General features: G+C 62.2%; 10 protein-coding genes. 7 read left to right on the plus strand and 3 right to left on the minus strand.

What is annotated here, in order from left to right; translation table 11 throughout:
• Positions 1–5: 5 nt before the first annotated feature.
• Positions 6–1,658 (plus strand): hypothetical protein, encoded by a 1,653-nt coding sequence (locus B5M07_RS10205; protein WP_368073830.1) that lies wholly within the window; start codon positions 6–8, stop codon positions 1,656–1,658.
• Positions 1,655–2,638 carry a site-specific tyrosine recombinase XerD gene (locus B5M07_RS10210; protein WP_120351225.1) on the plus strand — a complete coding sequence of 328 codons (984 nt, stop codon included), beginning with the start codon at positions 1,655–1,657 and terminating at the stop codon, positions 2,636–2,638. The genes B5M07_RS10205 and B5M07_RS10210 overlap by 4 nt, the downstream gene beginning before the upstream one ends.
• Here B5M07_RS10210 and B5M07_RS10215 read toward each other — a convergent pair.
• The gene (locus B5M07_RS10215; protein ID WP_254693915.1) at positions 2,575–3,405 is read right to left on the minus strand and encodes a metallophosphoesterase family protein; all 831 of its coding nucleotides are present in this window, start codon (positions 3,403–3,405) and stop codon (positions 2,575–2,577) included. The two genes, B5M07_RS10210 and B5M07_RS10215, sit on opposite strands and share 64 nt — an antisense overlap.
• 88 nt (positions 3,406–3,493) lie before the next feature.
• On the opposite strand from B5M07_RS10215, the gene B5M07_RS10220 reads away from it, so the two are divergent.
• Positions 3,494–4,801, plus strand: coding sequence for an HlyC/CorC family transporter (locus B5M07_RS10220; protein WP_067623667.1), 1,308 nt, complete (start codon positions 3,494–3,496; stop codon positions 4,799–4,801).
• Between the two features lie 7 nt (positions 4,802–4,808).
• Here the strand turns inward: B5M07_RS10220 and B5M07_RS10225 are convergent, their stop codons facing one another.
• Positions 4,809–6,119, minus strand: a complete 1,311-nt coding sequence (locus tag B5M07_RS10225; protein WP_120351226.1) for a DUF2254 domain-containing protein — start codon at positions 6,117–6,119, stop codon at positions 4,809–4,811.
• Positions 6,120–6,260: 141 nt separating this feature from the next.
• Here B5M07_RS10225 and B5M07_RS10230 point away from each other — a divergent pair, with 141 nt between their 5' ends.
• Positions 6,261–6,863, plus strand: a complete 603-nt coding sequence (locus tag B5M07_RS10230; protein ID WP_120351227.1) for a nucleotidyltransferase family protein — start codon at positions 6,261–6,263, stop codon at positions 6,861–6,863.
• A 69-nt stretch (positions 6,864–6,932) separates the two neighbouring features.
• Here B5M07_RS10230 and B5M07_RS10235 read toward each other — a convergent pair whose 3' ends face one another.
• Positions 6,933–9,845, minus strand: coding sequence for a Hint domain-containing protein (locus tag B5M07_RS10235; RefSeq protein ID WP_120351228.1), 2,913 nt, complete (start codon positions 9,843–9,845; stop codon positions 6,933–6,935).
• 1,388 nt (positions 9,846–11,233) lie between these two features.
• Here B5M07_RS10235 and B5M07_RS10240 point away from each other — a divergent pair.
• The 3 genes from B5M07_RS10240 (at position 11,234) to B5M07_RS10250 (ending at position 14,050) form a co-directional block, all read left to right on the plus strand.
• Complete coding sequence (locus tag B5M07_RS10240) at positions 11,234–11,506, plus strand: DUF1127 domain-containing protein (protein ID WP_067627410.1); 273 nt, start codon at positions 11,234–11,236, stop codon at positions 11,504–11,506.
• 299 nt (positions 11,507–11,805) lie between these two features.
• A complete protein-coding gene (locus tag B5M07_RS10245) occupies positions 11,806–12,774 on the plus strand; it encodes an ABC transporter substrate-binding protein (protein WP_120351229.1) in 969 nt (322 codons plus the stop codon).
• Positions 12,775–13,024: 250 nt separating this feature from the next.
• Positions 13,025–14,050, plus strand: coding sequence for an ABC transporter permease (locus tag B5M07_RS10250; protein WP_120351230.1), 1,026 nt, complete (start codon positions 13,025–13,027; stop codon positions 14,048–14,050).
• Position 14,051 lies beyond the last annotated feature (1 nt).

A 14,051-nucleotide genomic window follows, 5' to 3' on the forward strand; every position in this document is an offset into this window, starting at 1 on the left:
GCGGGGTGGCAAACGCGCTGTCAAAACGCGGTTTGGCCCTTTGCGCTGCGTTGATCTGCTCGGTCAGTGCCAGCGCCTTGCTGGCCGAATCCGACGAAGACCGCAATCTGGGCCGCGATTCGCGCAAAACCTCAGAGGCCCGGGAACAGGAAAAGCCCCCCGCTGCCAATGACCAGCCGCTGTCGGTGATCGACTGGCTCGGGGCGCAATCGCCGCCTGAAAACCGCCCCAAACGCCCGCCCAATCCGGGCCGGGTGGCGGAACCGCCTGTCGCCAACAACGCTTTGCCCCCCGCGGTGCAGGTCACCCCACTGGGCGATGGCGCGCCGCGCCGCATCGGGCTGGTGCCCGGCTCGGTCACTGGGCTGCGTGGGGACATCTGGATGGGCAGCGATACCACTGCCCTGATCGAGCGTATTCGCAACCTGCCCGACCTGCATTTGCCCGCCGCGCAGGCCCTGCTCTATACCGTGCTTCTGGCCGAGGCGCAGGCCCCGCAGGGCGAGGCGCGCAATGGCGATCTATTGGCGCTGGCACGGGGCGAAAAACTGATGGAGCTTGGCGCGCTCGATCCGGCGCTGTCGCTGATCGAACAGGCCGGGGTGACCACCTCGACCGCGCATTTCGACCTTTGGATGCAGCTTTCCCTGCTCACTGGCACCGAACACCGCGTTTGCGAGCGGCTGATGAAATCACCGCATCTGACCCATGACTATGGCACCCGAATTTTTTGCAACGCCCGCGCGGGCAATTGGGAAAACGCGGCTCTGACCTTTGGCTCGGCGCAGGCGCTCGGCCTGTTGCCAGAGGCGCAGCTTGAACTCTTTGACCGTTTCCTCAACCCGGATTTCTACGAAGGGGCCGAACCGCTGCGCGTGCCGCGCCAGATGGACCCGATGACCTTTCGCCTGTTTGAAACCATTGGTGAGCCGCTGCCCTCCAACATCCTGCCGCGCGCCTATGCGGTGGCCGATCTGCGCGACATCGCCGGATGGAAAGCCCAGCTTGAGGCCGCCGAGCGTCTGACCCGCGCGGGCGCCCTGCCCGACAACCTGCTGCTGGGGCTGTACACAGACCGCCAGCCCGCTGCATCGGGGGGCGTCTGGGACCGTGTCGCGGCGCTGCAACGCTTTGAGACAGCCCTGCGCACCAGCAGCGCAGAGGCGGTGGCCAAGACCCTGCCGCCAGCATGGGAAGCGATGCGCGAGGCCTCTCTCGAAGTGGCCTTTGCCACGCTCTTTGCCGAACCCCTCTCGACCATGCCGCTTGCGGGCCATGCCGCGCGTCTGGCGCGGGATGTGGCGCTGCTGTCGCCCAATTACGAGGCCGCCGCGGCGCGGGTGATCGGCAAGTCCCCCGAAGACGAATTGCTGCGCGCCGTAGCGGTTGGCGATGCCCCCGAAGGCCCCGCCCCGGATGCGCCCTTGGCCGCTGCTGTTCACGATGCTTTCGCCAATCCCACCCCGCGCGCCGACCTGATGGCGCTGGCGAGGGACAAGGAATTGGGCATGGCGATTTTGCGCCTATTGTCGCTCTTGCATGACGGGGCGAGTGGTGACACATCGGCGCTCCGCGACGCCCTAGCCACCCTGCGCGCCCTCGGGTTGGAAGACACCGCCCGACGTGCCGCCTTGCAGATTGTATTGCTCCAGCAATGATGATGTCCCAGACCCCGACCTTCCATTGGATCTCCAGCTTTCTGGAGGCCGCCGCCGCCGAACAGGGTGCCGCCACCAATACGCAGCTGGCCTATGGCCGCGACCTCAAGGATTTCGATTCCTTTCTGGCGCAGCGCAATCACGATTTCCTCACCGCCAGCCGCGGCGAGGTTGAGGATTACCTTGTCTATTGCGATGCCCAAGGGCTGGCCAAATCCACCCGCGCGCGGCGGCTTTCGGCGATCAAACAGCTCTACCGCTTTGCCTTTGAGGAAGGGCTGCGCGAAGACAATCCCGCCGTGCAAATCGCCGGACCGGGGCAAGACAAACGTCTGCCCAAGATTCTCTCTGAAGAAGAAGTCGACCGGCTTCTGGATGCCGCGCGCAACTCTGGCCGGGCGCTGGCAGACCAGCTGCGCAACACCTGCCTGATGGAACTGCTCTATGCCACTGGCATGCGGGTCAGCGAATTGGTCAGCCTGCCGGTCAGCGCCGCGCGCGGCGATCCGCGCCTGCTGCTAATTTCGGGCAAGGGGGGCCGCGAGCGGCTGGTGCCCCTGTCAGAGCCTGCGCGGGACGCGCTGGCCGCATGGCTGGTGGTGCGCGATAAGGCGGATGAAGCGGCCCAAGCCAAGGGCAAACCGCCCGCACGGCATCTCTTCCCGTCGCGCGGGGCAACGGGCCACCTGACGCGGCATCGGTTCTATCTGCTGATCAAGGAATTTGCCGTGACCGGGGGCGTGCCCCCTGAAAAGGTGACGCCGCACACCCTGCGCCATGCCTTTGCCACGCATCTGCTGGCCAATGGCGCGGACCTGCGCGCGATCCAGACCATGCTGGGCCACGCCGATGTCGCCACGACCGAGATCTATACCCATGTTCTGGAAGAGCGCCTGTCGGACCTCGTGCTAGAGCGTCACCCTCTGGCCAAGGACGGCACGCGCAACCCCGGTGGCAGCACGTCTTCCGACGGCCAGTAACCGCTTTGCAGCGCGTCAGCATAGGCGCGCGGCAGACCGGCCTTTGTCATGTCGGCCACGGCCCCTGCCACATCATAGCTAAGCCGGCGAAACCGCACTTCGCCCCCGTCCAACACGGCCACCCGCGTTTGCTGGCCACCGTCGTGAGGCGGCATGCCGATCACCCCTGCATTGATCCAGCGCCCGCGCGCCGTCTTGCGGATAAAGGGCAGACCGGAATGCCCGGCGATGATGTGATCGACGGGGCCTGTGACCTCTTCCAAGGCGCACCACTCCCCCTCAAACACCGCCTCTGCACTCTCTGACCAGATGAACCGCGCCACATCGCACACCCCGCCGTGGATCACCCCGTAGCGCTGCCCCTGATGCTGAAACACGGCCACATCCGGCAGTGACCCCATCCACGTCTTCGCCTCCGCGTCCAACTGGCTTGCGGCATGGGCGTACCACGCGCCCGAAAGCATGTCGCAACTGCTGCCCGGCGCGAAGCCGCAGCCGCAATCCTCGGCCCCGCCGGCCAGTTGCAACTCACAATTGCCCGCCACCACGGCAGAGCCAAGCGCCCGGATCGCCGCCACGCTTTCGCTTGGTGCCCCGCAGTAGGCGACGATATCCCCGGTGCAGATCATCTGATCCCCGCCGATGCCGTGCGCGGCGGCAAAACCCGCCAGCGCTGCTACCGCCTGAAGGTTGGAATAGGGCCCGCCGAACAACAGCAGCGGCCCGTCCAGAACCCCGAGCTCTGCACAGTTGATTTTCGCCTGCATCACACCACCCTCACCCGTTGCGACCCTTGAATGACGCAGCCCCTGCGCCCATAACATTCGCAACACATAATGGATGGATTTAGACCTCATGGAAACGGGCCCCGCCCTTTTTGACACCGCATTCTGGATCAGTACCGGAATTATCCTGTTTCTCCTCGTCCTGTCGGGCTTCTTTTCGGGGTCCGAAACAGCACTGACCGCCGCCTCGCGCGGGAAGCTGCGCGCGCAGGCCGACAAAGGGGCAAGCGGGGCGATACGGGCGCTCAAAATCACCGAGGATAACGAGCGGCTGATCGGCTCGGTCCTTCTGGGCAACAACTTGGTCAACATCCTTGCCGCCTCCATGGCGACGGCGCTGTTCACCCGGCTTTTCGGCGAAAGCGGCGTGGCGCTGGCGACGCTGGTGATGACACTTCTGGTGCTTGTCTTCTCAGAAGTGCTGCCCAAGACCTATGCCATCACCAATGCCGAAACGGCGGCGGCGCTGGTCTCGCGCCCGATCAGCATCGTGGTGCTTGTCTTCTCGCCGGTGGTGACGGCGGTGCGCTATTTCGTGCGCGGCGTGCTGCGGCTGTTCGGCGTTCAGATTGACCCGGACAGCAACATTCTGGCCGTCCGCGAAGAGATCGCCGGCGCCTTGCAACTTGGCCATTCCGAAGGCGTTGTCGAAAAGGAAGACCGCGACCGTATCTTGGGCGCGCTCGACCTGCGCGAACGCGCGGTGGAAGAGGTCATGCTTCACCGTTCGGGGATCGAGATGATCGATGCGGCATCCGACCCGACCGACATCATGGAAAAATGCCTGCAATCCAACCACACCCGCCTGCCCGTCTTCCGCGATGATCCGGAAAACATCATCGGCGTGATCCACGCCAAGGACCTGCTGCGCGCCATGTACAAGCTGATCGGCGGCCCCAACGGCAATGCGGCGGCGCTCAAGGGGTTCAACGTGGCCGATGTGGTGATGAAACCCTATTTCGTGCCCGAAACCTCTACCCTCGATGAACAGATGCGCCAGTTCCTGCGCCGCCGCACGCATTTTGCGCTGGTGGTGGATGAATATGGCTCACTGCAAGGGCTGATCACGCTCGAAGACATCCTCGAAGAGATCGTGGGCGAGATTACAGACGAATTCGACCCCGACGCAGATCACCCGCTCAAACAATCCGAGGACGGGCATCTGATGGTTGAAGGGGCCATGACGATCCGCGATCTTAACCGGGCCACCGACTGGTCCCTGCCCGATGACGAGGCCAATACCGTGGCCGGGCTGGTGATCCACGAAGCGCAGATGATCCCAACCGTGGGGCAGGTGTTCTCTTTCCACAACTTCCGGTTCGAAGTGATGGAACGGGACGGAAACCGCATCACGCAGCTAAAAATCCGCCCCCTCTGACCTCCGCTTAGTCCGGTGTCTCCACCGCCGCGCGCACCTCTTTGCATGCGGCGGCCCAGATCCGCGCCCGGTCGGGGCCAAAGGGCACCTCTTCGAAAGCGCGGCGCAGGTGGTTCTCTGCCGCGTCCCGGGCCGAGGCGGCAAGGCCGGGGTCAGGGTGGTGCATCAGCCCGGCCAGCACCTCTTGCAAGGCCATCTGCACCTCAACGACCGAGGCCCCATCCCGGGCCAGCGCGCCAAAGCCATCTTCGATCAGCGCATCCGACGGGATCGGCGCGATATGCAGGTTGGGCAGGTTGACCTTGCCGCCCGGCTTCGCCTCGTCCGAATAATATGACAGGATGCGCCCGATGCGGGTGATGACATCAATCGCCGTGCCACCATCGTTGATCCCCGGCGACAGCGCTTTGGAGGCGACCTCTCCCAGCACCCGCAGGCCAAAACGCGGGTCTTGGTCAAAGGTGCGCAGATCGCCCAGTTGCACGGTGTCGAAAACCTTTTGCTCAAGGCTGTCCCAGTCGTGCTCGTCGTCCTGCGGGCTGCCCTGCTGGGTGACCATGACCAAAGGCTCTCCGACAAAAACGAAATCGCCAATGCGGCGGGTAAGATAGATCGCCACCCCATGATCGCGCGCCTGCTGGTCCAGCGCCTCGGGGTAGATATGTTTGATATAGCCGCTTTCGGGGGCAAAGATCGGGCGGGCGTTGTCAGGGGTGGGGCCGGTCAGAGGGTGGCCGCCCATGCAGGGGGTCTTTAGCCGCTCCTTGAACAGCGATGTGGTTACGGCTTCGATTTGGCGCGTGGTGTCGATCAGGCTACCGAAACTTTGCAGGTGAAGCACCCAACGGATCAGAAAGATCACGATGATCGCCAGCACCATCACCGTGGTCAGGAACAATACGAAAGAGCGTTCGTCGACATAGATGCCCAACTCGCGCATGATGATCGCCACCAAAGCATACACATAGGCCCCGATGAAAACGGCAAGGGTGTTCTGGGTGGTCCGGTCCTGAATGATCAGCCGATGCGCCCGCGGCGTGAATTGGGCCGAGGTAGAGCGGTAGACCGTGACCATGATGGTGATCGAAAAGATCGTAACCGCAAGCATCGCATCCGCGATGATCTGCAAAAGCCGATCCGCCGCCTCGCCCGTCAAACGTGTGGCGACCTCCTTGGGCACCAAGGGCTCAAACAGCTGCGTCATCCCGAGGGCGACAAAGGCCAACAGCCCCATGACGACCACCCGCACCCAAAGTTTACGAGAATATTCGCGGGCTTTGCGAAACAGTGTGTGCGGGATCAGGTCTTTGATGTTCATGGGGCAAGGGTAGCACGAAAAAGCGCCCTGCCAACGGTGGTTTAGCAGGAATTTGCAACCTTTGGCGGCGCTGATATCTGGCCCGTGGCAAGGTGCAAGAAAGCCCTTATCCCCGCGCGCTGCGCCCGGTAGTCTGGCGCTATGACAAAAGCCTCTCTGCCTGTGATCCTCCTCGCTGCCGGAGCCTCTTCCCGGATGCGGGGGCGCGACAAATTGATGGAAGACGTGGACGGCCAGCCCCTGTTGCGCCGTCAGACGCGGGTGGCGCAAAGCGTCGGCCCCGTGATGGTCGCCCTGCCGCCCGCGCCGCATCCGCGCTACTCGGCCGTGACCGGGCTGGATATCACGCCGCTTCCCATTCCCGATGCGTCCGAGGGCATGGGCGCCAGCCTGCGCCGCGCCTTTGCGGCCCTGCCCCCGGACACGGCGGCGGCCATGGTGATGTTGGCCGACATGCCCGACCTTGAGCCCAGCGATCTGGCCCGCCTTGCGGCTTCGGTTGATCTTAGCAGTGAGACGTTGATCTGGCGCGCCGCGACAGAGGATGGCAGGCCGGGGCATCCGATCATCTTTGCCGCCGCGCTGTTTGACCAACTCAAACAGCTGAGCGGCGATGATGGGGGCCGTGCGGTGGTGTGTGGCGCAGGCGCGCGGGTGCAGATGGTGCCCCTGCCCGGTCAACGCGCGCGGCTCGACCTCGACACGCCCGAAGATTGGGCCGCGTGGCGAAAGCCGCAGGAATAGCCCCACTAAAGAAAACAGGGCGGTCACCCGCCCCGTTTCCAAGCTGCATCGCGTCCCGCCCTTACGGGATTATTTCACCAGCAAGCTGGCCTCGTGCTTTTTCAGCGACCGGCGGGCGGCGGTGTAGCCTTCGATGCCGTCCTTTGTCGCAAGCTCAGGGAAGAGCTCAAGGATCTCGTTGCGTTGCTCTTCGCCGATACCGGCCAGCGACATGTCACCAGGCTGGAAGCTCTCGGTCCATGTGCCATCCGACAGGATCACCTCATGGCGGTCGAACATCACGTGGATGTAGGTGGTGCCAGAGACCTCGACCACGTCGATGCCCTCCATGCCGGTCAGGTGTTTCGCCGCAACCAGCACTTCACGCTCTTCGAAGTAGAGCGCCGTTTTCTCGTTGGCGACCAACACGCGGTGGTTGGGGCTGACCATCATGTCACGCTCTGGCAGTGCATTGCCAAGCGCGCCCTTGCGGATCAGCACCGGCTTGAGATGGGCGGCCATTTCGAATTCGGCCCCCGTCATCTCACGTGCGCCGACCCAACGGATCGTTTGGATGCCGTTGTCGCGGGTGATGACCCGGTCACCGACCTCAAGCGCCTCCACACGGACCTCACCACGCGGTGTGGCGATCTTGGTGCCCGGTGTGAAACAGGGGATGACATTTTCGATCTCGACAAAGTTCAAACGCCCGGCATCGCTGCCGTCTTCGTTGAAGTAGTCGACGAAACCGTCTTCGCGGTCGTCCGATGTATAGGTGATCTCGAAGCGACCACCCTCAGGGGCCGAGCCGCGCAGATCGAGCGTGTCAAAGTCCATGCCAGCGCTGCCACCGTCGACATCATCGCCTGCGTTTACGTTGACGAAGCTGTCCTGATCGGCACCGCCGGTCATCACGTCGACACCCGCACCACCGTCGAGCAGATCGTCGCCCTGACCGCCTTGCAGCGTGTCGTCGCCCTCGCCGCCCATCAGCGTGTCATTCTCGCCGCCACCGTCGAGCAGGTCATCGCCTTCGCCGCCGACCAGCAGGTCATCGTCACGGTTGCCGCGTAGCGTGTCATCGCCGGTGCCGCCGTCAAGCTCATCATTGCCCTGACCGCCCGAGATACTGTCGTCGCCTTGACCGCCAAGCAGCGTGTCATTGCCGGTGTTGCCTTCGATGATGTCATCGTCGATCTGACCGTCGATATAGTCATCGCCAGAACCGCCGCGCAGCATGTCGGCGTCATCGGCGCCATAGATCACGTCATTGCCCGAACCACCGTCGACCGTATCCCTCCCGTTGTCCGTAACACGGTCGGGGGTGAAGGGGTTGGACGCATCATCTTCGTCGGGGATGTCGAGCACATCAAGGCCGAGGTCGGGATCATTGCCGGCAAAGATCGTGTCATTGCCAGCGCCACCAAGGATGCTGTCGTTGCCCTCGCCGCCGACGATACGGTCATCGCCGTCGCCGCCATCAACCCAATCGTCGTCGATGCCCGCGTCGATCACATCATCGCCCGTGCCGCCGGTGATGGTGTCACGGTCGTCGCCGGTCGAGATGGTGTCATTGCCCGCGCCGCCATCGACGGAGTCGCGGTCGTTCTCGGGATCGGCATCGGGGTCAAAGCTCAAGCTGTCGCTGTCGCTTTCCGGGTAGCCCAAATCAGGCGCGATATCGTCGTTGCCGGTGGTGATCATGTCGTCACCGTCACCGCCGTCGACCACGTCAGAGCCCGCACCGGCTTCGACGATGTCATCGCCGTCGCCTGCCAGAATGGTGTCGTCACCGTCACCTGCGCGGACATAGTCGTCATCGCCTTCGGCACCGGGCAGGATCGCGTCGTCGTTGTCGATCATGTCGCCATCGGGGTCGCCGGTATAGGCGGTGTCGATCATGTCATCGCCTGCGGTGCCGTCAACATAGCCGTCGCGGGTCGGATCGCCGTCACCCACGGTGACAGTCACGGTGCCTTCGTCGGTCAAACCGTCGGGGTCGGACACGGTATAGGTGATCGTCGCGTCGCCGGTGAAACCGTCATCGGCAACAAAAGTGATGGTGCCATCGTCGTTGATGGTCACGGTGCCATCGTCGCTGGAGGCATCTGCAACGCTCAACGTGTCGCCATCCACATCGGTGTCGTTGTCCAGAACCGGGATCACGACCGCTTCGGTGCCGGTGGTGCTGGCCGTGTCGTCATTGGCCTCGGGCGCATCGTTTACCGGGTTCACGGTGACATTCACGGTGCCGGTGTCGGTGCCGCCATTGCCGTCGTCCACGGTGTAGGTGATGGTTGTGTCGCCGTTGAAATCCGCATCGGGCGTGAAGGTCAGCGTGCCATCGTCGTTGATGACCACAGGCCCCGCAGGGCAGGTTGCCATGGTGACGGTCAGCGTGTCGCCATCGCTGTCGCTGTCATTGCCCAGCACGTCAACGGTGCCGGAGGTGTCTTCGTCGATCTCAAGCACATCGTCTTCGGCCACGGGCGCATCGTTGCCGCCGCCCTCTGGCTTGTCGTCGTCGAAGATCACATTGTCGATCGCGCCGGAGCCTTCGAACCGCACTTCAAAGCGCGACACGCCGTCAATGTTGAACTGAACGAACCGTTCGCCGCCGTCGCCGGTGGGCTGAACGTAGTGGTTCTGGATCACGTCGCCATTGTCATCGTAAAAGATGACACGGGTGCCCTCGCCGCTGGTCTCTTCGATGTCTTTGAAGGTGACGCCCTTCATGCGCACCATGTCATCGAAATCAAAGAACAGGCTGCCGCCGCCGGCGTTGTCGTCCGGGTCGCTTTGATCGCCGTCTTCAGAGACGATCAGCAGACCTTCAAGCGTGTCGGAGGCCAGATCGCTGTCGCCACCTGTCGGGTTGCTGCTGTCAAAGATCATCGCATCGCCGGCTCCGCCGCTGGCCGAAACCGTAACGCCCAGAGCTGCATATTCATCGTCAATGATGGTGCCTGCGCTGAACGCGTTGAAATCAAGTGTTCTAATCATTGTGAAATCTCCTGAGCGGTGTTGCACGCGGCGCGCAACGCGGCCGTCTTGGAAGTAGATGCTGTTTCAATCTGATGTATGGAGCGCCGAACGGCAGAGCGATCGAACCGGGCAATTCTTGCCCCGCAGAAGGCCAGTGGCAGGACCTGTCGCTTATGTCTCATGTCGTCTCTCCCTCCATTCACACGCGCCCCGCTGGCTGAAATCCAGATCAGGCGGCCTGCATACTTGCAGCAACGAAGGGAAGAGCCTGTACGAGGCCCACAAACCGAGAAGAACACCTCCCCGGTATGTTGTGCTTACGGCGCTAACTTGCGGCGTACCCACATCTCCCGCATCCGTGATGCGCTTAATGCGGCCGCCCCCGTGACCTACAGACTTCTTTGCCCCCCAGTTGGGCACCTAAAGGGATAGCCCTCCTATACGAATGGACAAAGGAAAAAATGTTTGAAAATTGCCGGAACCAAATGAAGTTTTGCCGCAATTCAGGTGGTTTAGCCGATCTCATGGCGGCGATTGTTTCCCTGGCATTCCTCGCCGAAATCGCGATTCGCCATAGGATTAAGGAAAATTAACGCCAAAATGCGGCCGCGCCCTTTCACCCCCGGTCAAGATTGTTTCGCGGTGAGAGACAATGTTGCCGCAAATGCGCCGCATCTGTGCCGCCTTGTTTTCGTCATTCTTTTTGATTGCTTGTTCACAAGCTGGAACCAATGGCCCGAAAACCTGCGGAACTGGTGACAAAGCCACTGGTAGAGCGCCTTATTCCCGCCGAATCAGTCGCGCACCTGCAGGGGGATTCAGAAGCTCATGCAAGGCATTTCGCCGGAAACACATCGGAACCGCAACCGGCGCGGCGAGGTGGGCCTATAAGAAGCGGCCTATCGCCTCTTTGCGGCAGACTTAATCGCGCAAAGGCGGCTGCTGGTCTCGAACGTATACCTCACTAGCCGCTTACCTCCCCCCGAACATCCGCGCCAAAATGCGCCAAATCCGACCCTCAAAACGACATTTCAAAGTCCACAAACGACACCGCGCCGATGGCGCGCAAACCCCAGCCATAGTGCACTCTGCGCCCCGCCCCTGCGGCAGGGTGTCGCACCCCCCATTTCACCCTATTGCAATGGCCGCTCGGGTAGACCAAATGCGCCGCATGTTGATGTATGCCGTTCATAAGAGGCGCCCGCGCAAACCGGGCACGCTGCTGAACCGCCGGTAACCCCGGTCGGACAGGCCGATCCGCCTGTTCGGACCATCGGGGTTCCAACTGACTTTCCGGATCACACTCGGGATGAGACCCACACAACCGACCCGGCCCGGCCTCTTGGCACTGACCGTCGTCTTTTGCGGATCCTTCCTTTTACGACCTTTCTGATATGGAGCATGCCATGCATTTCCGCCTGCTGAAGAACACCAACCAGATCGCCGGGATGCCCGGAACCGCCTTTAACGGCACCATCGGTCAAGTCGCCAACGCCGAGGGTCTGGCCCTTGTCGCCATGCTGCGGCGTGCCCTGCGCGACACCGCGCGCCGTTGGGAGCGCAACCGCACGCTGTCGACGCTGAACGCGATGGATGACCGTCTGCTGCAGGATATTGGCCTGAACCGCAAAGACATCCCCCAGCATATCCGCGACATGGAAAGTTTTTCCCGCCGCTGAACAGCCCCACCCGCGCCCCGCTTGAAGGGTCGCGGCGGGCCTTAATTATATGGCGTCCTGCAGGGGGGCACCGGTCATAACCGCACCGCGCCACACCCGGCGCGGTGCCCGAACTTGCGTCATCCTCTCGGCAATCGTGTTGCACAGGGACGCGCGATTTGTTTTCTTATCTCCAGCAAACCCGGCCATCGAAAGCTGCCGCGCCCTATCGCGCGACCGGCTTCTTCTTGATGCAAAGGGACAAAGATCAGCGGTGCGCGCCTGCGTGGAACTGCGGATACACTAGAGGAGATATCACTATGAAACGCTATTTGCTTGGCACGGTTTTCGCCGTCGCGACCCCCATGGCTGCCGCCGCTCAGGACTGCGGCGAAGTCTCGATCGCGGAAATGAACTGGGCCTCGGCACAGATCGTCACCGCCGTGACCGAATTCCTGCTGGTTCAGGGCTATTCCTGCGATGTGACCGTGGTACCGTCGGACACCACGCCCGCCGTGACATCGCTGTCCGAGAACAACGAGCCGGACATCGTGCCCGAACTGTGGCCGAACTCCGCCGGTGACGCTTACAAAAAGCTGAAAGCGGACGGCAAGATTGTTGAGCTGACTTCCGTGCTTGATCCCGGTGGTGTCGAAGGCTGGTGGGTGCCGACCTATCTTGTGGATGAGCATCCCGAGCTTGCCACCATCGAAGGCATCTTGGAAAACCCCGAACTGGTCGGCGGCATGTTCAACAACTGTCCCGATGGCTGGGGCTGCCGCATCGTGAGCGACAACCTCGCCCGCGCCTATGACCTCGAAGGCAATGGCATCGAAGTTTTTGACCACGGCTCGGGTGAGACGATGGTGACCTCGATGGCGTCGGCCTATGAAAGCAAAGAGCCATGGTTCGGCTACTATTGGGCCCCAACCACGCCGCTGGGCAAATACGACATGACCAGCGTCGATCTGGGCGAATTTGACGAGGCCGCGCACAGCGCCAACCAGAACGCCGAAAACCCAGAGCCCAAGCCTTCGGCCTTCCCGACGGCGCCGGTTCTGACTGTGATGACCAAGGATTTCCACGACAACAATCCTGAGATCGCGGAATTCATCGGCAACGTCTCCTTCAAGACCGAAGAGATGAGCAAGCTGCTGGCATGGCAGGGCGAAAGCAACGCTTCGAATGAAGAAGCGGCTGTTTACTTCTTGCAGAACAACAAGGACGTCTGGGCCGATTGGCTGAGCGAAGACGCCCGTGGCAACCTGTCCAAGCTGCTTGAGCAGTAAGACAGAGTGACAAAACGGCGGGCGGGGAACTCATTTGGGTTTCCCGCCCGTTTGTTTCAGAACGGGCGGCAAGACTTACGTCTTTTCACACCGACTGCGCCTTGGCCCCCGCCGACTGCGCAGTTTCTTTGCAAGGACATGGGTTTGATTTGCCGCCTCTGCATGGGGCAGCCGACGCCGCGCAGACCGCGCGGCGCACCGGCCCCCTCCCCAAAAGTAAACGGTCTGATGCAGACCGGGAAAGCGACAGATGGCGACCTACGATAACTTCTTTGACTCGCTCGGCCTGCGCGGCTGGTGCGGCGATGACCAAGGCGGTGGGCTTAGCTCCATGGCCGATCTCATGGGCCAAGCGGGCGGCGATGCCGATACGACGCTTTGGGACGCCCCCTTCCCTTCGCTCGATGCGCTGCATGACAGTTGCAACGCGATCCCACAGTCGCGTGATCTGACCCAAGGGCTGGAAGAGGGCTTCCTCGCCATCAAGGACAGTCTCAAAGTCGTTGTCGATCCGCTGACCCAACCGCTGAGCTGGGCGCTAGAGAATGCGCTTTGGATCATGCAGGCGGTACCATGGTTCATCATGATCCCGCTTTTGATGGCGATCACCTTTGCCGTGGGCCGCTCGCTGAAACTGGTGGGTCTGGTGGCGCTGGTCTTTGGCTTCCTCGCCTTTATCGACTTTTACGAACACACCATGCAGACGCTGGCGATCATCTTTGTCTGCGCCTTTATATGTGTGCTTTTGGGCGTGCCCATCGGCATCGCCATGTCGCGCAGTGACCGTGTGCAGCGCACGATGATCCCGGTGCTGGACATGCTGCAAACCCTGCCGCCCTTCGTCTACCTGATCCCGCTGATCTTCCTCTTTTCGGTGACCGAGCCCAAGCTCTACGGCATCGCGATCATCCTTTACGCCATCGTGCCGGTGGTGCGTCTGACCGACCTTGGCATCCGTCTGGTCGACAAAGACGTGATCGAGGCCGCCGACGCCTTTGGCATGACCAACCGTCAAAAGCTTTACAAGGTGCAGATCCCGCTGGCGCTGCCCAACATCATGGCCGGTGTGAACCAGACCATCATGATGAGCCTCGCCATGGTCGTTATCGCCTCGCTGGTTTCGGCCCCCGGTCTGGGCGTGCTGGTGCTGCGCGGCATTCGGAGCCTTGAATTGGGCGTGGGCCTCCTGTCGGGTCTGGGGATCGTGCTGCTTGCGATCATCCTCGACCGGGTCACCAAAGCCGCGCTTGCGCGGATCAACGCGGCGCAGAAGTGAG

Source organism: Sulfitobacter sp. D7, assembly GCF_003611275.1.
GTDB lineage: Bacteria > Pseudomonadota > Alphaproteobacteria > Rhodobacterales > Rhodobacteraceae > Sulfitobacter > Sulfitobacter profundi.